Source organism: Klebsiella sp. PK18 (genome assembly GCF_057784655.1).
On record NZ_CM173493.1, the window covers coordinates 2,953,693 to 2,975,306 of the forward strand.

The following is a 21,614-nucleotide window of genomic DNA, read 5'->3' on the forward strand; positions in this document are numbered from 1 at the left end:
TGTTTCAGGCAGGGACTCCATGTGCCTGTAGAAAAGCGAGTCGATCAATCTTACACAATTTTTTAACAAAAACTGAGACAGGGACGACTTTTTCTTTCAGCAGTTGCTTCTCCACGGTTTACTGGTTTAATAGAGCAATAATTTTTACTTTGATTGATACAGGGAATGAGAATGCAAAAGCTGATCAACGCCGTACAGAACTACGCATGGGGAAGCCACACCGCTTTAACTGAACTGTATGGCATTGCCAACCCGGACAACCTGCCGATGGCGGAGCTGTGGATGGGGGCGCATCCGAAGAGCAGCTCGCAGATCCTGGCGGCCGACGGCCAGCCGCGTTCGCTGCGCGAGGTGATTGACGCGGATAAAACCGCCCTGCTCGGCGACAAGGTTGCCGCCCGCTTTGGTGAGCTGCCGTTCCTGTTTAAAGTGCTGTGCGCCGCTCAGCCGCTCTCTATTCAGGTCCATCCCAACAAGCAGGCCTCGGAAGAAGGTTTCGCCCGCGAGAACGCCGCCGGCATCCCGCTCTCCGCCGCCGAGCGTAACTATAAAGATCCAAACCACAAGCCGGAGCTGGTTTTTGCCCTGACGCCGTTCCTGGCGATGAATGCGTTTCGCGAGTTCAGCGAGATTGTCACCCTGCTGCAGCCGGTGGCTAGCGCGCATCCGGCGATTGGCGCCTTCCTGCAGCAGCCGGACGCGACTCACCTGAGCCAGCTGTTTGCCAGCCTGCTCAATATGCAGGGTGAGGAAAAAGCCAAGGCGCTGCAGGTGCTGCGCGACGTACTGGCCCGTGAACAGGGCGAACCGTGGCAGACTATCCGTCTGATCGCTGAATTCTATCCGGACGACAGCGGCCTCTTCTCGCCGCTGCTGCTGAACGTGGTGAAGCTGAACCCTGGCGAAGCCATGTTCCTGTTCGCCGAAACGCCGCATGCCTATCTGCAGGGGGTGGCGCTGGAGGTGATGGCCAACTCGGATAACGTACTGCGTGCCGGTCTGACGCCGAAATACATTGATATTCCTGAGCTGGTCGCTAACGTCAAGTTCGAAGCCAAACCGGCGGGTGAGCTGTTGACCCAGCCGCAGCAGCACGGCGCAGAGCTGGACTTCCCGATCCCGGTGGAAGATTTTGCCTTCTCGCTGCACGACCTCTCCGCCGAGGCCAGCGATCTGGCTCAGGCGAGCGCGGCGATTATTTTCTGCGTCGACGGCGAAGCCGTACTGCACAAAGGTGACCAGAGCCTGACGCTCAAGCCGGGCGAGTCGGCTTTCGTGGCCGCCAACGAATCACCGGTGCAGGTCAGCGGACGCGGCCGCGTGGCGCGCGTGTTCAATAAGCTCCAGTAAGTGACTGACCTTTCAGGTCGCGCTTACTGAATGATGACAACTCAGCCAGGCGGTCTCTCCGCCTGGCTTCATTTATGGACAAATGCTATGAAAAAATCGCTGGTCGCAGCAGGCATCATCGTGGCGCTGGGCGTGGTATGGACAGGCGGCGCCTGGTACACCGGCAAACAGCTGGAAGGCCGGATCGCCGATATGGTGCAGCAGGCTAACGCGCAGCTACGCAGCAGCGCGCCGGAATCAGGTCTGGAGCTGAGCTATCAGAATTACCAGCGCGGGCTGTTCAGCAGCCATCTGCAGCTGGTGGTTAAGCCGATCGCCGGTCAGGCCAACAGCTGGCTGGCCACCGGACAGAGCGTGGTACTTGACGAGGTGGTCGATCATGGACCCTTCCCGCTGGCCTCATTAAAAACCTTTAATCTGGCCCCGGCGATGGCCTCGGTCCACACCACGCTGGTGAAAAATGATGCCAGCCAGGCGCTGTTCGAGATCGCCAAAGGCAACACTCCCTTTACCGTCGATACACGCATCGCCTACAGCGGCGATAGCCAGTCGGCGATCGTGCTCAATGCCCTCGACTATGCCAAAGGTGATGAGAAAGTCACCTTCAGCGGCGGTCAGTTCCAACTCGACGCCGACCGCGACGGCAAAAACATCAGCCTGAAGGGCCAGGCCGGCAGCGGGCAGATCGATGCGCTCAACGAATATAATCAGAAGGTACAGTTGCGCTTCGTCAACCTGACCACCGACGGCGCCACCGAACTGGCCAGCTTCAACGAACGTATCGGCCAGCAAAAAATGACCCTCGATAAACTGGCCATCAGCGTCGAAGGCAAAGAGCTGGCGCTGGTTGACGGGATGGCGCTGGACGGCGGCTCGACGCTGACCCAGGACGGCAAAGGCGTGAACAGCCAGGTGAACTACACCGTGAACAGCCTCAAGCTGCAGGGGCAGGATATGGGCAGCGGCAAACTGACGCTGAAAGTGGATAATGTCGACGGTCAGGCGTGGCACCAGTTTAGTCAGCAGTACAGCGCACAGTCTCAGGCGCTGCTGGCAAAACCGGAACTGGCGCAAAACCCGGAACTGTACCAGCAGGCGTTAACCGAAACCCTGTTCAATGCGCTGCCGATCCTGCTTAAAGGCAACCCGTCGGTGACCATCTCTCCGCTGAGCTGGCGCAATGCCAAAGGGGAAAGTACCCTGAATCTGTCGGTTCTGCTGAAGGATCCGGCCCAGGTGACCACCCCACCGCAGACCCTGGCGGACAGTCTGGATCGCGTGGTGCAGTCCCTTGACGGCAAGGTGGTGATCCCGGTGGATATGGCGACGGAGTTGATGACCAAAATCGCCGGTCTGGAAGGTTACCAGCCAGCCGATGCGGCCAAACTCGCCGATCAGCAGGTCAAAGGCCTGGCGGCGATGGGCCAGATGTTCCGCATCACCACCATGGAAGATAACGCCATCAGCAGCAGCCTGCAGTACGCTAACGGCCAGGTGACGCTGAACGGACAGAAAATGCCGCTGGAGGATTTTGCCGCGATGTTTGGTCTGGAAGCGCCTGCTCAACCGGACGCGGCGCCGCAGGAAGGCCAGCCGCAACAGGATGACGCCGCTCCTCAGCAGGACGACGCCGCCCCGCAGCCGTAACTTATCGTCTCAGGAGACGGCCATCGCGCCGTCTCCCTCACTTCCGTGTCACCAGCCGCGGCGGCATAATCTGGTTTCGCGCCTCGCCGGTGCCTTCCTCCAGCCGTCGCAGCATCGACTCTGCCAGGGTTTTCCCCATCTCGCGCGCCGGGGTCGTTACCCAGGTGAGCGGCAGGTCATCCAGCGCCGCCTCCGGCACGTCGGCGAAGGCCGCCAGCGCCACCCGCTGTTCGAAATAGCTCTCGACGCCATCCTCTCCGCTCTGCCTTCCGGCCCGCAGTAAACCAAACCACGCGCCGGTGGCCACCACGTTGTTGTAGCACAGCACCGCGGTGATGGTCGGATTCTGGCGCAACAGCCCCGCCATCGCCTCCGCCGCCTGCTTCTGGCTCGACTCGCACTCCAGCACCCATTCGCTGTGAAACGGCAGACCGTATTTCAGCAAGGTGGCGCAATAGCCGCCGACCCGCTCGGCGCGCGTCAGCGACGAGCTCTGCCCGCCAAGCCAGGCGATCCGCTGATGGCCGCGGCGGATAAGATGCTCGGTCACCAGCTGCGCCGCCTGCATGTTGTCCGGGCGGATCAGGTCGACATCGTCAAGGTAGCTGGCGCGGGAAGCAAACACCAGCGGCACGCCGGCCTGCGCGGCCCGCTCGCGCAGTTCGCTCCCGCGATCGATCGACCCGGCGATGATCACCCCGTCGACCCCCTGCGCCGCGAGGGTATCAAACCGCTGGTCTATCTTCTCGCCGCTGCGCCCGCCCTGGGTGAGGAACACCATTTTCCCCTGCCTTTCCAGGGCGTCGGTGAGGCCGGCGGTTAATTCGGCGTAAAACGGTTTTGACAGATCGCTAACGATAAGGCCAATCACCCCGCTCTGCCCGCCACGCAGCGAGGCGGCCTGGCGGTTGCGCACAAATCCCAGCTGTTCGATGGCCTGATTAACCCGCTCGCCGGTGGCGCTGGAGATGCGCCCTTTACCGCTCAGCACCAGCGAGACGGTGCTCACGGAGACCCCGGCGGCCTGCGCCACATCATTGATGGTGATCTTTTTTGCGATAGCCATAACGTGCTGGCTGACTCCCTTGCCTGTCGATAAAACGTTTTATCATTGTGCAATCTTTATAAACCTTATTATCGCTTGATTATGTGATTTTTATCGCACTAAAAAATGGTAAAACGTTTTATCTTGCCGTGGCGTTAGTTCTTCCCGACCACTTGAGAATCAGGAACCGTGTTATGACGGCGAAAACAGCACCAAAAATCACTTTATGGGAGTTTTTCCAGCAGCTCGGAAAAACCTTTATGCTGCCCGTAGCGTTGCTCTCGTTTTGTGGGATCATGCTGGGGATCGGCAGTTCGTTAAGCAGTCACGATGTTTTGACGCTGCTGCCGTGGCTGGATATGCCGCTGCTGCAGGCCATCTTTATCTGGATGAGCAAAGTCGGCTCCTTTGCCTTCAGCTTCCTGCCGGTCATGTTCTGTATCGCCATCCCACTGGGGCTGGCGCGGGAGAACAAAGGCGTCGCCGCCTTCGCCGGCTTTGTCGGCTACGCGGTCATGAACCTGGCGGTCAACTTCTGGCTGACGGCGAAAGGCATTCTGCCCACCACCGACGCCGCGATCCTGAAGGCCAACAATATCCAGAACATCATCGGTATTCCGTCGATCGATACCGGGATCCTCGGCGCGGTTATCGCCGGGATTATCGTCTGGCTGCTGCATGAACGCTTCCATAACATTCGCCTGCCGGACGCCCTGGCTTTCTTTGGCGGCACCCGCTTCGTGCCGATCATCACCACCGTGGTGCTGGGTCTGGTCGGGCTGGCGATCCCGCTGGTGTGGCCAGTCTTCGCCATGGGGATCAACGCCCTCGGGAAGATGATCAACAGCGCCGGGGATTTTGGCCCGATGATCTTCGGCACCGGCGAGCGACTGCTGCTGCCGTTTGGCCTGCACCACATCCTGGTGGCGCTGATCCGCTTCACTGAAGCCGGCGGTACCCTCGACGTCTGCGGCCACAGCGTCAGCGGCGCGCTGACCATCTTCCAGGCGCAGCTAAGCTGCCCAACCACCCACGGCTTCTCCGAAAGCGCCACCCGCTTCCTGTCGCAGGGTAAAATGCCGGCCTTCCTCGGCGGCCTGCCGGGAGCCGCGCTGGCGATGTACCACTGCGCCCGTCCGGAAAACCGGCATAAAATTAAAGGCCTGCTGATCTCCGGGGTCATCGCCTGCGTGGTCGGCGGCACCACCGAGCCGCTGGAGTTCCTGTTCCTGTTCGTCGCGCCGGTGCTGTATGTCATCCACGCGCTGCTGACCGGTCTCGGCTTTACCATCATGGCGGTGCTCGGGGTGACCATCGGCAACACCGACGGCAATATCATCGACTTCGTGGTGTTTGGCATCCTGCATGGCCTGGCGACCAAGTGGTATCTGGTGCCGGTGGTAGCGGCTATCTGGTTCGCGGTCTACTATGCCATCTTCCGCTTCGCCATTACCCGCTTCAATCTGAAAACGCCGGGCCGCGATATCGACACCGCCGCCAGCGTGGAGAAAGCCGTCGCCGGTACCATCGGCAAATCCGGCTATAACGTGCCGGCGATTCTGGCGGCGCTCGGCGGCGCCGAGAACATTGTTTCGCTGGATAACTGCATTACTCGTCTGCGTCTGTCGGTACACGATATGAGCAAAGTGGACGCCGCCGCGCTGAAAGCCCATCGCGCCATCGGGGTGGTTCAGCTCAATCAGCATAACCTGCAGGTGGTTATTGGCCCGCAGGTGCAGTCAGTAAAAGATGAAATGGCCGTATTGATGAATACTGTTCAGGCCTGACCCCACTGGTCCCCCTTCCGCGCGGAGGGGGACATTCGCTAAGGAAGTTCCGATGTTTGATTTTGCCACCCCCATCGACCGCCACGGTACCTGGTGCACACAGTGGGACTATGTCGCCGACCGGTTTGGCGCCGCCGACCTGCTGCCGTTCACCATCTCCGATATGGATTTCGCCACCGCGCCCTGCATTCTCGACGCCGTCAGCCAGCGGCTGGCCCACGGGGTATTCGGCTACAGTCGCTGGCGGAACGAGGCGTTTCTCGGGGCGATTGCCCACTGGTACGCCAGCCGGTTTAACAGCGTCATCGATCCGCAAACGGTGGTCTACGGGCCGTCGGTTATCTACATGGTGGCGGAAACCATCCGCCAGTGGTCGAGCGAAGGCGACGGCGTCGTCGTCCATACCCCTGCCTACGATGCATTCTATAAGACCATCACCGCTAACCGCCGGGAGATTGCCCCGGTGCCATTGACCCTGACGAATAATCAATGGCACTGCGATATGGCCCGCCTGGAAGCCGTGCTGGCGGAACCGAAGAATACCCTGCTGCTGCTGTGCAGCCCGCACAACCCAACGGGGAAAGTCTGGCGTCGCGAGGAGCTCCAAACCATGGCGGCCCTGTGTCAAAAACATGGCGTCAGGGTGATTAGCGACGAAATTCATATGGACATGGCCTGGGGCGAACACCGCCATATCCCGTGGAGCGAGGTTGCTCAGGGGCCATGGGCGCTGTTCACCTCCGGTTCGAAGAGCTTTAATATTCCGGCCTTTACCGGGGCCTATGGCTTTATCCCCGAGGCGAACGCGCGCGACAGCTACCTGCAGGCGCTGAAGGCCCGCGACGGGCTCTCTTCTCCCTCCGTGCCGGCGCTGGTCGCCCATATCGCCGCCTACCGCGACGGGGCTCCCTGGCTCGACGCCTTGCGTGACTATCTGCAGGCGAATATGCGCTATGTCGCCGCTACGCTTAACAATGCCTTCCCCGCACTCTGCTGGCAGCCGCCGGAGGCCACCTACCTGGCGTGGATCGACCTGCGCCCCCTGAACATCGACGACCACGCGCTACAGCAGGCGCTGATCGCCGAACAGAAGGTGGCGATTATGCCGGGTTATACCTATGGTCCTGAGGGCAACGGCTTTCTGCGCCTCAACGTCGGCTGCCCGCGCGAGAAGCTGGAACGCGGTGTCGAAGGACTGATTGCCGCCCTGCGCAGCCTCAGCTGATTCGACGCGCAATCTACAGGTCATCGCGCCGGCGGAATGCCAGGTAGCCGGCGCCGAGGGTAAAGATGGCGACTATCACCACCAGCAGAATAAACCCGTGGTGGTTGCTCGCCAGCGGGATCCCGCCGACGTTCATGCCGAAGAAACCGGCGACGATGTTAATCGGCAGCGCGAGAACGGTGATCACCGTCAGGGTGTAGAGGGTGCGGTTGCTCTGCTCCAGCTGGCGGGCGCCAATCTCCTCCTGCAGCAGACTGATACGCTCGATCAGGCCGGACAGGTCGTTGAGCACCACGCTAAACTCTTCGGTGAACTGACGAAACGCCTGCACCACTGCACGATCCATCCACGCCGGCGGCCGGTTAAGCAGCCGGAACATCGCCGCCGGCTCCGGCGCCAGCAGCCGCTGAAAACGTAAAAGCATCCGCCGCAGCCGCGCCAGATCGGCCCGGTTGCGCTGCACGTGATTGCTCAGGAGACGCTCTTCAATAAGGTCGACATGGCGGCTGGCCTGGCGGACGACCTGCTCCAGCACTTCCTCCTGCTCCTCCAGCAGAAAAGCCAGCAGCTCGGTAGAGGTATTCACCCTGAGCGTCTGCAGACGCGGCAGCATCCATTCGATAAACCGCAACGGTTTGAAGCGCGCCGTCACCACCAGCTTAGGGCTACAGTAGAGCCACAGCGTGGCGGTTTCCGCGCTGGTATCCTGCGGACGAAACAGCACATCGTTGAGCACAGCGAACAGATTCTCCCCCTGTCGCTCAATGCGGGTGGTGTGCGAGCCGCTGCGGATCTCCTCGAAGAAAAAGTCCGCCACCGGAAAGTGGCTGGTTAACCATTTTTCGGCGGTGGCATGATTGAGATTCAGGTGTAACCAGATAAACGCCTTGTCATCGGCGAGCGCCTGATAACGGGCGCACACCTCGCCAGAGGCGATGGGCTGCGGGGGGCGCTGTTCATGAAACAGATAACCATGCACCAGACCGGAAACTTCACTATCAAAATCGGGCTTTAACATCTTCGCGGTGACGTCTTGACTCATGGCTCCCTCAGGACACGCACTGGCACTGTTGATGCCCGAATAGCGCCATCTTTCGCTATTTTCCGCGGGCTGGCAAGGTTAATAATCTGGTCATAAAACAGTAACCTGAATGACATATTGCCGTCAGTGTCGCGCGCCACGCAGGCGATGCGATCGGCGCGAATAGAGGGGACTTCTGGCCCTTTTCGCTCTGGGGTTATTAAAATAAATTTGATTATCCTCAAAACTTTTTTAGGAAAAAAAGCGTATTACTTTAGCCGCTTAATCATTGCTTACCCTGGTTTATTGAGGAGGAGACCATGAAAACCTATGACCGTAATCGTAACGCTATTGCTACCGGCAGCATGGTAATGATCGCCGGTAACGGCACAACAGGCGTGATTAAAGCTATCCATGGTGAAGGGAAAACCGCCGAGCAGCTTCGCCGGGCGGACTGCGTTGAAATCGACGGCTGCGAGGGCCGCTTTTGCCCGTTAGATCTGATCCGTCTCGGCTTCCATTAATTCCTGCCGCCAGGTCATCAGTAGCAGGCCACCTGAGGCGGCCTGCTCTTTTCCCGGATAATAAAGCGGCTAGCGAAAGCTCCACTGAATACTCATCACAAAGATCGCCGGCACAATAATGCCGCCTTCCACACCGAAATAATCGGTGAAGTTATATTGCAGACCATGATAGAGGTAGGGCGAAAAACCGACGCCGGTGATTTTTTTGGCGGTGTGGTAGGTGCCGGAATCCCCACAGTGGCTGAAGGCGTCAAAGAAAAATTCCCCGGTATAGGCATACACCCCTTTCAGCACCCAGCCAGTATCGTTTTTCAGCCAGTCGCGGCGCACGCCGAGGGTCAAACAGCGATCGTCAAAGCTGTTTTTCATCGTTCCGACCAGCACGCTGTATTTTGAATCCTGAGAAAACTTGCGCTCCACCGAGAAAAAATTGTTATTGAAATGCTCGTTATATTGTCCGTGGTTACCGGTCATATGATAAACATAGGAGCCGGTATTCATCGAATAGAGGTTTAATTCCCCGGCCTGCGCCGACGGCATGGCAACCACCAGTAGCCCTGATAACAAAATCCATAATTTATTTAACATTCAGCAACCTACACCACACCCGTAAAAAAGAACCCGGCATACTAGCACCGCTAAGCTAAACCGAAGGGCAATCAGATAACCGACGCTGGTCGCGGCAGAAAACATGACCCTATCTGCACTATAGCAGCGGCGCTCCCGCTTCGTTAGCGCTTGCAGCTATACTGCAGACACATTCATCTTATTGATTAAGGACTACTGTGTTAGCCACTCTCCTCGTTGCGCTGGTCGCTATTATTCATCTCGCCATCCTGGTGCTGGAGATGTTTCTCTGGGAAGCCCCCGCCGGGCGCCGGGCCTTTAACCTCAGCGCCGATTTCGCCCGGGAGACCCGGGTGCTGGCGGCCAACCAGGGGTTGTATAACGGTTTTCTGGCCGCCGGCCTGGCGTGGGGGCTGTGGCTGGGGGCGCCGGGGGTGCAGGTGGTTATCTTTTTCCTGGCCTGCGTGCTGGCCGCGGGGATTTTCGGCGCGCTAACCGCCAGCCGCAAAATTCTCTATATTCAGGCGCTGCCCGCACTGCTGGCGCTGCTTGCCGTAGTGGCGCAAGCGTAGGGCCTTGATCCAAAACAGAGAAAGCAGGCGCTGAGGCGGGTACTATTTGCCCCCTTCGGTCGGTCATCGACCTTTAATACCTTCTGAGTTCAGAGGCATTTTTATGACATGGCAATCCTTCAAACAGGCCTGGCTTATCCGGTTCTGGTCCCCTGTCCCGGCGGTCATCGCGGCGGGCATCCTCTCTACCTACTATTTTGGCATCACCGGCACCTTCTGGGCGGTGACCGGCGAATTCACCCGCTGGGGCGGTCAGCTGCTGCAACTGCTGGGCGTCCACAGCGAACAGTGGGGCTATTACCAGCTGATTCATCTCGAAGGGACGCCGCTGACCCGCATCGATGGCAGGATGATCATCGGCATGTTCGGCGGCTGCCTGGCCGCCGCGCTGTGGGCCAATAACGTCAAACTGCGCTTTCCACGCAGCCGGATCCGCATTGTGCAGGCCGTGGCAGGCGGCATCATCGCCGGGTTCGGCGCACGTCTGGCGATGGGCTGCAATCTGGCGGCTTTTTTCACCGGTATTCCGCAGTTCTCCCTGCACGCCTGGCTGTTTGCCATCGCCACCGCCATCGGCTCCTGGTTTGGCGCCCGCTTCACGCTGCTGCCCCTTTTTCGCATCCCGGTAAAAATGCAAAAGGTGTCCGCCGCCTCGCCGTTAACCCAAAAACCGCAGCAGGCGCGCCGCCGTTTCCGGCTGGGCATGGTGATCTTTTTCGCCATGATCGGCTGGGGCCTGCTCACCGCCGCAGACCACCCGGCGCTCGGCCTGGCGATGCTGTTCGGCATCGGCTTCGGTCTGCTTATTGAGCGCGCGCAGATCTGCTTTACCTCCGCCTTTCGCGATATGTGGATCACCGGCCGGACGGTGATGGCGAAGGCGATTATCTTCGGCATGGCGGCGAGCGCCATCGGTATCTTTAGCTATGTGCAATTGGGGATGGCGCCGAAAATTATGTGGGCCGGTCCCAATGCGGTGATTGGCGGGCTGCTGTTTGGCTTTGGCATCGTGCTGGCCGGCGGCTGTGAAACCGGCTGGATGTACCGGGCGGTGGAAGGCCAGGTTCACTACTGGTGGGTTGGGCTGGGCAATGTCATTGGCTCAACGCTGCTCGCCTGGTGCTGGGACGATATCGCCGCTCCGCTCGCCACCTACTGGCAGAAAATCAACCTGCTGAACGCCTTCGGTCCCTTCGGCGGGCTGCTGGCGACCTATCTGCTGCTGCTGATCGCCCTGCTGCTGGTGATCGCCTGGGAAAGACATTTTTTCCGCCGCCAGTCGACGGCGGTCCGGACCGTGAAGGAGAGCGCATGAAAAACATCATCCCTGATTATCGCCTGGATATGGTCGGCGAACCCTGCCCCTATCCGGCCGTGGCCACTCTGGAGGCGATGCCCTCCCTGCAAAAAGGCGAGATCCTGGAAGTGGTCAGCGACTGTCCGCAGTCGATCAATAACATTCCACTCGATGCCATGAACCACGGCTATACGGTGCTGGATATTCAGCAGGATGGCCCAACCATTCGCTATCTGATCCAGAAATAGCCGCGGCTCATGACCCCGCCGGCGACGAACATCGCCGGCGCTAATTTCGCCTCTTCCCGTCTTACCACACCTTCTGCCTGCCTCGAGGATCCCCTGCGAACCTTTGCAATAGCTTGTAACACTTGAAACGATGTTCCAGTTACATAATAACCATTAATATAACGCGCCTATATTATTAAAATACGAATAAGTAAACGTGTGAATGGTTTATGCCGACAGACGCCTAAACCATGCGCAGCAACAACACAACAAGGATTGAAATGGAACTGCTGGCAAGGCTGGGTCACTTTTTCGAACAGGTTCGCGCGGATGCCGATTTTACCACCTTCGCCAGTGAACTCCGCCGGCATCAGGTCTCCTACTACATCTATTTTGTCTCCACCGGCAATATGAATTTCGTGATGGCAAACGACGAGGTGATTTCGATAAAAAGCGCCCGCGGCCTGCTACGCGTGCGCAGCGCCCCCAGCCATCGACTGACCTCGGCCGCGGTCATCCGCCATTTTGCCGGCGCCATCAACTTTGAACAGTACTGCAAGGATCTCGCCAGCGCCGGCGTGTTTAAGTGGATTGTTGATCTGGAAGAGGAGACCCGGCACTACTGGTCGAAGGATAATACGCTGCTGTATAAAGAGAGCCTGATGCCCCCCTGAGCGGGTCCCAGGGGGAGGCGTGGTTATCTGCTCGCCCCTCAGTCGCGGGTCTGCACCCAGAAAGCGTGGATCAGGCCAGGAATATAGCCCAGCAGGGTCAGAATAATGTTGAGAATAAACGCCCAGCCGAAGCCTTTCCCCAGCAGTACGCCCAGCGGCGGCAGAATAATAGTGAAAACGATTCTCCAGAATCCCATAACCTCTCCCTTCGTCTAACGTCAATATTTTACTAAGCTATTCAATAGTTAAGCATAGACGCTTTTCACCGCTTCGCCAGCAGGCGGCCCCCTCATCTCCGGTAACAAAAATTATTCCCTGCCGTCAGCGCTAAAAAAGGCCGGGAAAACATCCACTTTTTTCCTCCCCGGCCCGCAAGCGCTGGCATACCGCACAGATTGTCAGTTGACCAATCAGGGGGACAGGACTAAGCCTGGAGGAGTTTTATCACATCGAGTCGTTTTACCAACCGGAGAATGTCCATGAGTAAACTTGGGATTAATGGATTTGGTCGTATCGGACGTTTGGTGTTACGCCGTTTATTAGAAGTCGACAGCAGCCTGGAAGTGGTGGCTATCAACGACCTCACCTCGCCAAAGGTGCTGGCCTACCTGTTGAAGCATGATTCAAACTACGGCCCCTTTCCGTGGAGCGTCGACTTTACGGAAGATGCGCTGATCGTCAACGGCAAAACCATTACGGTGTATGCCGAAAAAGAGGCGCAGCATATTCCGTGGCAGGCGGCAGGCGCAGAGGTGATTGTGGAGTGTACCGGGTTTTACACCTCGGCCGAGAAATCGCAAGCCCATATCCAGGCCGGCGCGCGCAAAGTGCTGATTTCCGCCCCCGCTGGCGAGATGAAAACCATCGTCTACAACGTCAACGATGACACCCTGACCCCGGATGACACCATCATCTCCGTGGCCTCCTGCACCACCAACTGCCTGGCGCCGATGGCCAAAGTCCTCCAGGATGCCTTCGGCATCACCGTGGGCACCATGACCACCATCCATGCTTATACCGGCACCCAGTCGCTGGTGGACGGGCCGCGCGGCAAAGATCTGCGCGCATCCAGAGCGGCGGCAGAAAACGTCATCCCGCACACCACAGGTGCGGCAAAGGCCATCGGCCTGGTGATCCCCGCCCTGAGCGGTAAACTGAAGGGCCATGCCCAGCGTGTGCCGACAAAAACGGGTTCGGTGACAGAGCTGGTGTCGGTGCTGGAGAAAAAAGTGACTGCGGATGAGGTCAATCAGGCGATGAAGCAGGCGGCTGAGGGCAATGAATCCTTCGGCTACACCGAAGAAGAGATTGTCTCTTCCGACATTATCGGCAGCCATTTCGGCTCGATCTACGATGCCACCCAGCTGGAGATTGTGGAGGCCGGCGGCGTACAGCTGGTGAAAACCGTCGCCTGGTATGATAACGAATACGGCTTCGTCACCCAGTTGATCCGCGTGCTGGAGAAATTCGCCCGCTAAGCGAACGGCGGGCCGCCTGAGCTGCCCGCCGGCTCGGAGTTAAGTACCTCAGGCCTGCAGATAGACCACCTGGGTCTGCAGGTACTCATTCAGCCCGTGGCGACCATCAGCGCCGCCGATCCCCGATTTGCGCCAGCCGGCGTGGAAACCCTGCATCGCCTCAAAGTTTTCCCGGTTGATATAGGTTTCGCCGAACTTCAGTCCCTTAATCGCCTTCATCGCCACGTTCAGATCGCGGGTATAGATCGAGGAGGTCAGGCCATAGTCGCTGTCATTGGCCATCGCCAGCGCCTCATCAAGGGTCGAAAACGCCACCACCGGCAGCACCGGCCCGAAGGTTTCCTCGTGGATAATGTCCATCTCCTGACGCACATCCAGCAGCAGGGTCGGCGGATAAAAATAGCCTTTGCCCTCCAGCGGCTGACCGCCCAGCGCCACCCGCGCCCCCTGCGCCACCGCCTTCGCCACTTTACCCGCCACCTGCTCCCGCGCCGCCGCGTTGATCAGCGGCCCCATCGCGATGTCATCCCGCGTCGCCGGGTCGCCAAACTGCACGGCCTTCATCGCCTCGCCGAGGCGGTTGACGAAGCGGTCGTAAATGCCCTGCTGAACATAGACCCGCTCGACGCAGTTACACACCTGCCCGGTGTTAATCACCCGCGAGTCCACCACCGCTTTCACCGCCAGCTCCAGATCCGCATCGTCCATCACAATGGCAGGCGCTTTGCCGCCGAGCTCGAGGCACACTTTGGTGATATTTTTCGCCGCAGCGGCCATGATTTTCTCTCCTGCCGCCACGCTACCGGTCATGCTAACCATCGCCACCTTCGGATTGCCGGCCAGCTCCTGACCAACGGTTTCTCCGCGGCCGAGCACCAGGTTAAAGACCCCTTTCGGCAACCCAACCTGATGGACGATCTCGGCAAAGGCGATGGCATTATTGGGCGTAAATTCGCTGGGCTTAATGACGATGGTATTCCCGGTGATCAGGGCCGGCGCCAGCTTGCGGGCGATAAGAAAGAACGGGAAGTTCCACGGCAGGATCCCGGTGGTCACCCCCAGCGCGCGTTTAAAGACGAGGATATTCTCCCCAGGGCGATCGCTCTGCACGATCTCGCCTTCGTAACGGCGCGCCCATTCGGCCATATAGTCGAGATAGTCCGCGGTGAATGCGACTTCCACCGCAGCCAGCTGCTGGATCTTGCCGCCTTCAGCCACGATCAGCCCGGCAATCTCTTCAGCACGCTGGCGGATACCAGCGGCAATTTTGCGTAACCAACCCGCACGCTCAATGGCCGGCAGCGCTTCCCAGGCGGGCTGGGCGCACTCAGCCGCGTCAATCGCCAGCCGCGCCTCTTCAGCAGTCCCGTCCGGGATCCGCGACAGCAGCGCTTCGGTCGCCGGGTTAAGCACGTCGATCCAGCCGTCGCCGCGACCGGAAACGAACTGGCCATCAATATACATTTGGTGTTGAACGGGTGCTGTCATGGCTGCTCCTGTAGTGCGTTTGTATTTAACAAGTGATTTTTTTGTTAAATATCGGGCGGATAAGCCGTGGCTTCGCAGCACGTTGGCGCCGTTCTGTGAGCTGATTCATAAAACCGGGCCAAAAATGCCCGGTTGAGGTTACATTCCAATAACACAAATTGCCCGTTTGCGATAAATCTGCCGCAAACGGGCAGTTTTCAGCCGAGGGTGCGGGCCTGCAGCGCCCCGGCAAGCTGGCCGTCCTCCCGCAGCTGTCGCCAGGCATCGAGGATCTCCGGCGGGAAGGTGACGTGGCTGATGAAGTCTTTCCCCCGCGGACCGTATCCTTCAGGCGTATCCTGCAGGCGCGGCAGCTCGCCCAGCAGCAGCGCCAGGTAGCGGGCGACCGGCCACAGCCCCGCCCCGCCGCCCGCGAACCCCAGTTGACCATCGGTCTGCTCCAGCACCGGCGAGCAGCCGGGAAAGCTCAGCCACTGTGGCGGTGTCGCCACCCCCTGCCAGACGCGGGCGAAGGTGGCCATGGTTCGCCGCTGCATGGTGGGGTCCTGAATGACGATCCCGCGACGATGAGGGATCCCCCCGTTCTCCAGCGTGGTCCGGGTAAAACGGGCGTTCTCGCCGCAGTTGGTCGACTGGTCCTCCACCACCAGCCGCGAGCGCGGAATTTGCCAGTAGTCATGAGCAATATCGGCCAGAATATGCGCTTCCGGACGCCCCACCACCGGCAACATACGGTAACGGGTATCCTGGCGCACCGCCTCGTAGAGATAGTTCGTAGAATGTCCCACGCCGCCGCTGATCAGCAGCGGGACTTCCCGTTCCGCCGCCAGCCGGCAGGCGGCGTCGATGGTCGGGATCACGGCGTTGCCGGCCAGCACCACCACGTCCACCTGCGGCAGCGCGGGCAGCGTCGCCAGATCGTCCTGCGCCAGCCAGGCGCCGACCTGGTTAGCCGCCGCCAGCGTCGCCGCCGACAACGGGGGAAATTGTTCTGCCATTCTGTCTCCTTAATTCCCTCTCAGCCGATCGGAGAGAATGCTTTCGCCATCATAAACGCCGCCTCGCGGGAGGCAAAGCGGTGTTAATTTGTAACCATTTTGAAATAACAAGAAACATCTAAAAACAGGCGGGTTGCACCTGAACAACTCACTATGAAAATAACAAAAAACAGCAAAATCAGGTGGAAAATAAAAAATAGCGTCGCGGTTACACCAGTCCAAACCGCGTCATAACGCCCAGTTTGCCAGCGATGAACTTGCCAATTGTAACCTTCAACCCTAAGTTGCTTAACAATTACACAACCTTTTCACACCAGGTTGCACCCTGTTTACACAGAGTGACACCTGACCTATTTACCGTGGCGGGAGAACGTTTCGTAATGAGCAATCCACAAGACAACACTGCATCCATTCTGCAGAAAAACAAGAAGGTCCTGATCGCCAGCCTGACAGGCAGCGCCATCGAATGGTTCGATTATTTTCTCTATGGCACCGCCGCCGCGCTGGTGTTCAACAAAATCTTCTTTCCGATGGTCGACCCGGTCATCGGCCTGATCCTCTCCTGGCTCTCCTTCTCGCTGACGTTTTTTATCCGCCCCATCGGCGGCGTCATTTTCGCTCATATCGGCGATCGCATCGGCCGCAAGAAGACGCTGGTGCTGACCCTGTCGCTGATGGGCAGCGCCACGGTGGCGATCGGCCTGCTTCCCACCTATGAGATGGTGGGCCTCTGGGCGCCCGCCCTGCTGATAACCCTGCGTATTATTCAGGGCATGGGTATCGGCGGTGAATGGGGCGGTGCGCTGCTGCTGGCCTACGAATACGCGCCGGAGAAGCGGAAAGGCTTTTTCGGCAGCATTCCCCAGGCCGGCGTGACCATCGGCATGCTGATGGCGACGTTTATCGTCTCGCTGATGACCCTGTTTGACGAGACACAGTTTCTCGCCTGGGGCTGGCGTATACCGTTCCTGCTCAGCTCCGTCCTCGTTTTTCTCGGCCTGTGGATCCGCAAAGATATCGACGAAACGCCCGCCTTTAAGCAGGTGAAAAAATCCGGCCAGGTGGCGAAGGCCCCGCTGCGCGAAACGCTCAAGCACCACTGGCGGGAAGTGCTGATTGCCGCCGGTCTGAAAGTGGTGGAGACCGCCCCATTCTATATCTTCTCCACCTTTGTGGTCAGCTATGCCACCACCACCCTGAGCTACCAGAAGTCGCAGGCGCTGGAATCCGTGACCCTGGGCGCGCTGGTGGCCACCGTGATGATCCCGCTGATGGGGCTGCTGTCAGACAAGGTGGGGCGGCAAAAGATGTATACCCTGAGCGTGGTGCTGCTGGGGCTGTTTATCGTTCCGTGGTTCCTGCTGCTCGACACCGGCACCAACTGGGGCATCATGCTGGCGACGGTCGTTGCCTTCGGCATCCTGTGGGCGCCGGTAACTGCGGTGCTCGGCACCTTGTGCTCTGAGATTTTCAGCGCCAATGTGCGCTATACCGGGATCACCCTCGGCTACCAGCTGGGTGCCGCGCTGGCCGGGGGCACCGCGCCGCTTATCGCCACCGGTCTGCTGGCAAAATATGACGGGGACTGGCGGCCGGTGGCCGTTTATCTGGGCGTAACGGTGGTGATTTCGCTGCTGGCAATTTTCTGCGCCAGCCGGATGAAGTCCGCGCCGGGTGCGGCCCCTTCCCGGGCGGAAAGCGCCTAACCGCCGCCGTCTGGGCAGGTAGCGTGCCGACTATCCCGCCCGGCGGCGCTGCGCTTGCGCGGGCCTACAGAGGGAGATCACGCCGCGGGGGATACCGCTCATCCCAGGTCCGGTAAGCATGTAGGCCCGGTAAAGCGCCAGCCGCCACCAGGCAGAAACAGACGTAACGTCTTCACCTCCTGCTTAGCCGGCCAGGTTGGCCGGCGAGTGTCAGGCGCTCTGGTTATCCAGTGTCAGCTGCCCCTCACGCCGCTGCTTCAGCTTCCAGAAGCCCCACAGGGCAATAAACCACAGCGGAGAAGCCAACAGCGCCAGCAGCGTGTCCGGGTCAAAGATCATGATGAAGATGGCGAAGGCGAAGAACAGCAGGCTCACCCAGCTCATCACCACCCCGGCAGGCATCTTAAAGATCGACCCGGCGTGCAGGTCCGGACGCTGACGGCGATAGACCAGATAGGCCACGAGGATCATCCCCCAGCTGAACACCACCATAATCGCCGCCAGGGTCGAGACGATGGTGAACAAGGTCATCACGTTCGGCACCAGGAACAGCAGCAGCGTGCCGATCAGCATGCAGAAGCAGGAGAACAGCAGGCTACGCACCGGGATGCGGGTATTGCGCGACAGGATGCGAAACTGCCAGTGCGCATGCTTCTCCACCGACAGGCCGTACAGCATGCGGGTGCTGGAGAAGACGCCGCTGTTGGCCGAGGACATCGCCGAGGTCAGCGCCACGAAGTTAATCACCGCCGCGGCGGCAGGCAGCCCGGCCTTGGCAAACAGCGTCACGAACGGACTGGTCTCCGCCGATACCCCCGGCCAGGAGGCGACGGCGATAATCACCACCATCGACAGCAGATAGAAGATGATAATCCGCAGCGGCAGAGCATTGATCGCCTTGGGCAAAATGCGCTGCGGATCGCGGGTCTCCGCCGTCATGGTGCCCAGCAGCTCAATGCCGGTAAAGGAGAAGATCGCTATCTGGAAGCCGGCGAAAAAACCGGTGATACCGTGAGGCATAAAAGCCGTCGGGTCGGTAAGATGGCTGAGAGAAGCCGTCACGCCGTCCGGAGAAGTCCAGCCAGTGGCAATCATCCAGCCGCCGGTGCCGATCAGGGCGATAATGGTGATCACCTTGATCAGGGCGAACCAGAACTCCGCCTCGCCAAACATTTTCACCGACAGCAGGTTAAGCAGGAACAGGATCGCCAGCATGCTGAGGGCCGGCATCCATGCCGACAGTTCCGGGAACCAGTACTGCATATAGCTCCCGCAGACCACCACGTCGGCGATACAGGTCACTACCCAGCTTAGCCAGTAGGTCCAGCCGAGGTAAAAGCTGGCCTGCGGCCCGAGATACTCGCCGACAAAGTCGGCAAACGAGCGGTAGTCATGGCGGGTGAGCAGCAGCTCCCCCATCGCCCGCATCACCATATAGGTAAAGAACCCGACCAGCACATAGATCACCAGAATCGAGGTGCCGGCGACGGCGATGTTGCGCCCCGCCCCCATAAACAGCCCGGTGCCGATGGCGCCCCCGAGGGCAATCATTTGAATGTGGCGGGCGCCGAGCCCGCGTTTAAGCTGTGACGCGCCCTCACCTCCGGCGGCAGGAGACGCCTGATGTTGATGTTCAGTCATGGTGTTTCCTCAGGCTGGTTGTGGGAGGCGAAGAGCCGCGGCGCGCAGCAGCAGCCCGGCGCGCTGACCGGTGGCGACCCCGGCATTGGGAAAGAGGATATAGGGGGCCCGGGCCTGCACCACCCACCGTTTCTCCGCCTGGCGAGCGATTTCGTATCCCGCCGGGAGCGCGGTGAAGTTCTCAACGTTGGCCGCGAGATTAAGCGTAAATTCCCCCTCGCGCTTGATGATGCTCTCCTCGACCAGGAAGTAGTCCACTGGCGCTTTGTCGCGCGGCGGTAGCGGCGCGTCAGAAATCCAGGCCCGGATCGCCGCGTCGGTAGCGGCGAACAGGCTGAGATCGTTGGCGCCGAACGGCATCACTTTCCCCAGCTCCAGGGTGGCGCTTTGCGCGGCGAACTTTTCGCAGGTGAAATGGGTGAAGGTGCCGCCCGCTTCGGTATGCCGCACGATGGCATCCATCCCGCTGGCCTGCAACAGCTGGTAGAAGCCAGGCGAAAAATCCCCGGCGTGGGCCGGGAGCAGCGCAAACTGGCGATACAGCGACCCGCGAATGGCGGTATGCATATCGAGATGGCTACGGTTGACCGGACCCGCCGCATCGGCGGCGCGATAGAAGGCCTGCACCGCTTGCTCCAGCGCAAAAGCCCGCCGCGACTCATTCCCCGGGGTGACCGCCAGATGGCGGCCGCCGAACAGGCGATTCAGGTCGTTGTGCAGATAGCGGCGTGCGGCGCGGATCGCCGGCAGGTTACCAAAGACGATCAGCAGCGCCTGAGTGAGCGGCTGCCGCCCCTGGCTCAGATCGTGGGTCAACTGCAGCAGCAGCTCCGTCGGCGCGGTCTCATTGCCATGCACGCCCGCGGAGAGGATCGTCGCCTGGCGCCACGGCGCCGTCGGCAGCAACTGCAGGATCCCCTCGCCCAGCCAGCGGGCCTCGATGCCCGCCGGGAAGCTCCACTCCTGCAGGCGGCAGTGCAGTAAATCGTTAACCAGGTGCTCCATCTGCCGCTCCTTAACGCTGAAAATCATAGACCGCGCCCAGGCGCAGGATCTGCGTCAGCTCATCCAGCGCCTGATAAACCTCGCGCAGCAGCTGCGGGTCCGCCAGATCGCGGGCGTGCAGCCGGTCGCGATAGTGTTTTTCCACCCATGCCGTCAGCTGCTGATAACGCTCGTCGTTCATCAGACTGTGGGCGTTGACCGCCTGGCGTTCAGCCTCGTTGAGCACTACCCGCAGCCGCAGACAGGCCGGGCCGCCGCCGTTGCGCATGCTTTCCCGCAGGTCAAAGACCGCCACTTCATCGATCGGCGATGCGCTGTCGGCGGCGAGGTCGCTCAGATAGCGCCAGACGTTTTCCCGCTGGCGGCACTCCTCCGGGACCACGATCAGCATCTTGCCGTCAGGTTTACTCAGCAGCTGGCTGTTGAACAGGTATGAGGCCACCGCGTCATCGAGCGACACCCGCTCGTCCGGCACTTCCACGCTGGTGAACGGGATATCCAGACTGTCGCTTTTAGCCCGTAGCGTCGCCAGCACCGTCGCCTGATCGACAAACGCCTGCTGATGGTGGAACAGCACATGGCGATTGCTGACCGCGATGACGTCGTTGTGAAACACGCCGCGATCGATAGCCTGCGGCGCCTGCTGGGCAAACACCGTGTAGCGCGGATCCAGCTGATGCAGGCGGGCCACCGCCTCGCTGGCCTCGAGGGTCTGCCGCGCCGGATACTTCACCGGGGCGATCCCGCCGCTGGCGCGTCGACCGTAGACAAAAAACTGCACCCCCTGTCGGTCATACTCCCGGCAGAAGCGGTTATGGTTGGCTGCCCCTTCATCGCCGAGGTCGCCATGCTGCGGCAGCGCCGCATGGTGGGCGAAGTAGCGCGGATCGGCGAACGTGGCGCCCAGGATCGCCGAGGTGGTGGGCGCCTCCTGCATACGGTGCAGCTTATTGTTCAGGTTGGCGACGGTGAAATGGACTTTGCCATCGGCGCTGTCCGCCGACGGTGAGACGGTCGCCGCATTGGCGGTCCACATCGACGAGGCGGAGCTGAAGGCGGAGAGCAGCTGCGGCGCCGCGTGGGCCGCCTGCCGGATGACCTGCTCATCGCTGCCCTGGAAACCGACTTCGCGCAGCAGACGTAGATTCGGACGCGGCTGCGGCGGCAGAATGCCCTGCACGAATCCGCGATCGGCAAGGGCTTTCATTTTATACAGCCCCTGCAGCGCCGCCTTTTTAGGGTTAGAGAGACCATCGCGGTTATTTTGCGAGGCTTCATTGCCGACGGAGAGTCCGGCGTAGTGGTGCGTCGGGCCGACCAGGCCATCAAAGTTTGCTTCAAAACCAGACATATGTCCTCACA

General features: G+C 59.9%; 21 protein-coding genes. 12 read left to right on the forward strand and 9 right to left on the reverse strand.

Annotated features, from left to right (window positions below; translation table 11 throughout):
* Positions 1–171 precede the first annotated feature (171 nt).
* A complete protein-coding gene (gene manA, locus AC3EMD_RS14530; RefSeq protein WP_008805077.1) occupies positions 172–1,350 on the forward strand; it encodes a mannose-6-phosphate isomerase in 1,179 nt (392 codons plus the stop codon).
* A gap of 87 nt (positions 1,351–1,437) precedes the next feature.
* Entirely contained in the window at positions 1,438–2,997 is a 1,560-nt protein-coding gene (locus AC3EMD_RS14535; RefSeq protein ID WP_012541899.1) for a YdgA family protein, read from the forward strand.
* Between the two features lie 37 nt (positions 2,998–3,034).
* Here the strand turns inward: AC3EMD_RS14535 and AC3EMD_RS14540 are convergent, their stop codons facing one another.
* Positions 3,035–4,063 carry a Mal regulon transcriptional regulator MalI gene (locus AC3EMD_RS14540; protein ID WP_008805079.1) on the reverse strand — a complete coding sequence of 343 codons (1,029 nt, stop codon included), beginning with the start codon at positions 4,061–4,063 and terminating at the stop codon, positions 3,035–3,037.
* Between the two features lie 173 nt (positions 4,064–4,236).
* On the opposite strand from AC3EMD_RS14540, the gene malX reads away from it, so the two are divergent.
* A complete protein-coding gene (gene malX / locus AC3EMD_RS14545; RefSeq protein WP_012541901.1) occupies positions 4,237–5,829 on the forward strand; it encodes a maltose/glucose-specific PTS transporter subunit IIBC in 1,593 nt (530 codons plus the stop codon).
* 52 nt (positions 5,830–5,881) lie between these two features.
* Positions 5,882–7,054: a MalY/PatB family protein gene (locus tag AC3EMD_RS14550; protein ID WP_022066008.1), complete on the forward strand. Its 1,173-nt coding sequence runs from the start codon at positions 5,882–5,884 to the stop codon at positions 7,052–7,054.
* A 13-nt stretch (positions 7,055–7,067) separates the two neighbouring features.
* Here AC3EMD_RS14550 and AC3EMD_RS14555 read toward each other — a convergent pair whose 3' ends face one another.
* Positions 7,068–8,096 carry a CorA family divalent cation transporter gene (locus AC3EMD_RS14555; protein ID WP_008805082.1) on the reverse strand — a complete coding sequence of 343 codons (1,029 nt, stop codon included), beginning with the start codon at positions 8,094–8,096 and terminating at the stop codon, positions 7,068–7,070.
* Positions 8,097–8,395: 299 nt separating this feature from the next.
* Here AC3EMD_RS14555 and ydfZ point away from each other — a divergent pair, with 299 nt between their 5' ends.
* A complete protein-coding gene (gene ydfZ / locus AC3EMD_RS14560) occupies positions 8,396–8,599 on the forward strand; it encodes a putative selenium delivery protein YdfZ (RefSeq protein ID WP_004151566.1) in 204 nt (67 codons plus the stop codon).
* 69 nt (positions 8,600–8,668) lie between these two features.
* Here the strand turns inward: ydfZ and AC3EMD_RS14565 are convergent, their stop codons facing one another.
* Positions 8,669–9,148, reverse strand: coding sequence for a hypothetical protein (locus tag AC3EMD_RS14565; RefSeq protein WP_302074189.1), 480 nt, complete (start codon positions 9,146–9,148; stop codon positions 8,669–8,671).
* 236 nt (positions 9,149–9,384) lie between these two features.
* On the opposite strand from AC3EMD_RS14565, the gene AC3EMD_RS14570 reads away from it, so the two are divergent.
* The 4 genes from AC3EMD_RS14570 (at position 9,385) to AC3EMD_RS14585 (ending at position 11,936) form a co-directional block, all read left to right on the forward strand.
* A complete protein-coding gene (locus AC3EMD_RS14570) occupies positions 9,385–9,738 on the forward strand; it encodes a DUF1304 domain-containing protein (RefSeq protein WP_008805084.1) in 354 nt (117 codons plus the stop codon).
* 103 nt (positions 9,739–9,841) lie between these two features.
* Entirely contained in the window at positions 9,842–11,053 is a 1,212-nt protein-coding gene (yedE, locus tag AC3EMD_RS14575) for a selenium metabolism membrane protein YedE/FdhT (RefSeq protein WP_111460153.1), read from the forward strand.
* The gene (gene yedF / locus AC3EMD_RS14580) at positions 11,050–11,283 is read left to right on the forward strand and encodes a sulfurtransferase-like selenium metabolism protein YedF (protein WP_111460154.1); all 234 of its coding nucleotides are present in this window, start codon (positions 11,050–11,052) and stop codon (positions 11,281–11,283) included. The genes yedE and yedF overlap by 4 nt, the downstream gene beginning before the upstream one ends.
* A gap of 260 nt (positions 11,284–11,543) precedes the next feature.
* Positions 11,544–11,936, forward strand: coding sequence for a DUF1398 domain-containing protein (locus tag AC3EMD_RS14585; RefSeq protein WP_008805086.1), 393 nt, complete (start codon positions 11,544–11,546; stop codon positions 11,934–11,936).
* A 38-nt stretch (positions 11,937–11,974) separates the two neighbouring features.
* On the opposite strand, the gene AC3EMD_RS14590 is transcribed toward AC3EMD_RS14585, so the two are convergent.
* On the reverse strand, positions 11,975–12,133 hold the full coding sequence (locus AC3EMD_RS14590) for a YqaE/Pmp3 family membrane protein (protein WP_002903230.1): 159 nt from the start codon (positions 12,131–12,133) through the stop codon (positions 11,975–11,977).
* A 282-nt stretch (positions 12,134–12,415) separates the two neighbouring features.
* Here AC3EMD_RS14590 and gap point away from each other — a divergent pair, with 282 nt between their 5' ends.
* Positions 12,416–13,414 (forward strand): type I glyceraldehyde-3-phosphate dehydrogenase, encoded by a 999-nt coding sequence (gene gap, locus AC3EMD_RS14595; RefSeq protein ID WP_008805087.1) that lies wholly within the window; start codon positions 12,416–12,418, stop codon positions 13,412–13,414.
* A gap of 48 nt (positions 13,415–13,462) precedes the next feature.
* Here gap and aldA read toward each other — a convergent pair whose 3' ends face one another.
* Positions 13,463–14,902, reverse strand: a complete 1,440-nt coding sequence (gene aldA, locus AC3EMD_RS14600; protein WP_302073553.1) for an aldehyde dehydrogenase — start codon at positions 14,900–14,902, stop codon at positions 13,463–13,465.
* Between aldA and AC3EMD_RS14605 the strand changes: the two genes are divergently transcribed.
* Positions 14,901–15,038 (forward strand): hypothetical protein, encoded by a 138-nt coding sequence (locus tag AC3EMD_RS14605; RefSeq protein ID WP_012541908.1) that lies wholly within the window; start codon positions 14,901–14,903, stop codon positions 15,036–15,038. The genes aldA and AC3EMD_RS14605 overlap by 2 nt on opposite strands.
* 61 nt (positions 15,039–15,099) lie before the next feature.
* On the opposite strand, the gene AC3EMD_RS14610 is transcribed toward AC3EMD_RS14605, so the two are convergent.
* Positions 15,100–15,900, reverse strand: coding sequence for a YdcF family protein (locus AC3EMD_RS14610; RefSeq protein ID WP_048330067.1), 801 nt, complete (start codon positions 15,898–15,900; stop codon positions 15,100–15,102).
* Positions 15,901–16,280: 380 nt separating this feature from the next.
* Here AC3EMD_RS14610 and AC3EMD_RS14615 point away from each other — a divergent pair, with 380 nt between their 5' ends.
* Positions 16,281–17,606, forward strand: a complete 1,326-nt coding sequence (locus AC3EMD_RS14615) for an MFS transporter (protein WP_008805090.1) — start codon at positions 16,281–16,283, stop codon at positions 17,604–17,606.
* 210 nt (positions 17,607–17,816) lie between these two features.
* On the opposite strand, the gene AC3EMD_RS14620 is transcribed toward AC3EMD_RS14615, so the two are convergent.
* The 3 genes from AC3EMD_RS14620 to astB are packed head-to-tail and all read right to left on the reverse strand — an operon-like array spanning position 17,817 to position 21,603.
* On the reverse strand, positions 17,817–19,247 hold the full coding sequence (locus AC3EMD_RS14620; RefSeq protein ID WP_008805091.1) for an amino acid permease: 1,431 nt from the start codon (positions 19,245–19,247) through the stop codon (positions 17,817–17,819).
* Between the two features lie 9 nt (positions 19,248–19,256).
* Complete coding sequence (gene astE, locus AC3EMD_RS14625; protein WP_008805092.1) at positions 19,257–20,252, reverse strand: succinylglutamate desuccinylase; 996 nt, start codon at positions 20,250–20,252, stop codon at positions 19,257–19,259.
* Positions 20,253–20,262: 10 nt separating this feature from the next.
* Positions 20,263–21,603: an N-succinylarginine dihydrolase gene (astB, locus tag AC3EMD_RS14630; protein WP_004148240.1), complete on the reverse strand. Its 1,341-nt coding sequence runs from the start codon at positions 21,601–21,603 to the stop codon at positions 20,263–20,265.
* Between the last annotated feature and the right edge of the window lie 11 nt (positions 21,604–21,614).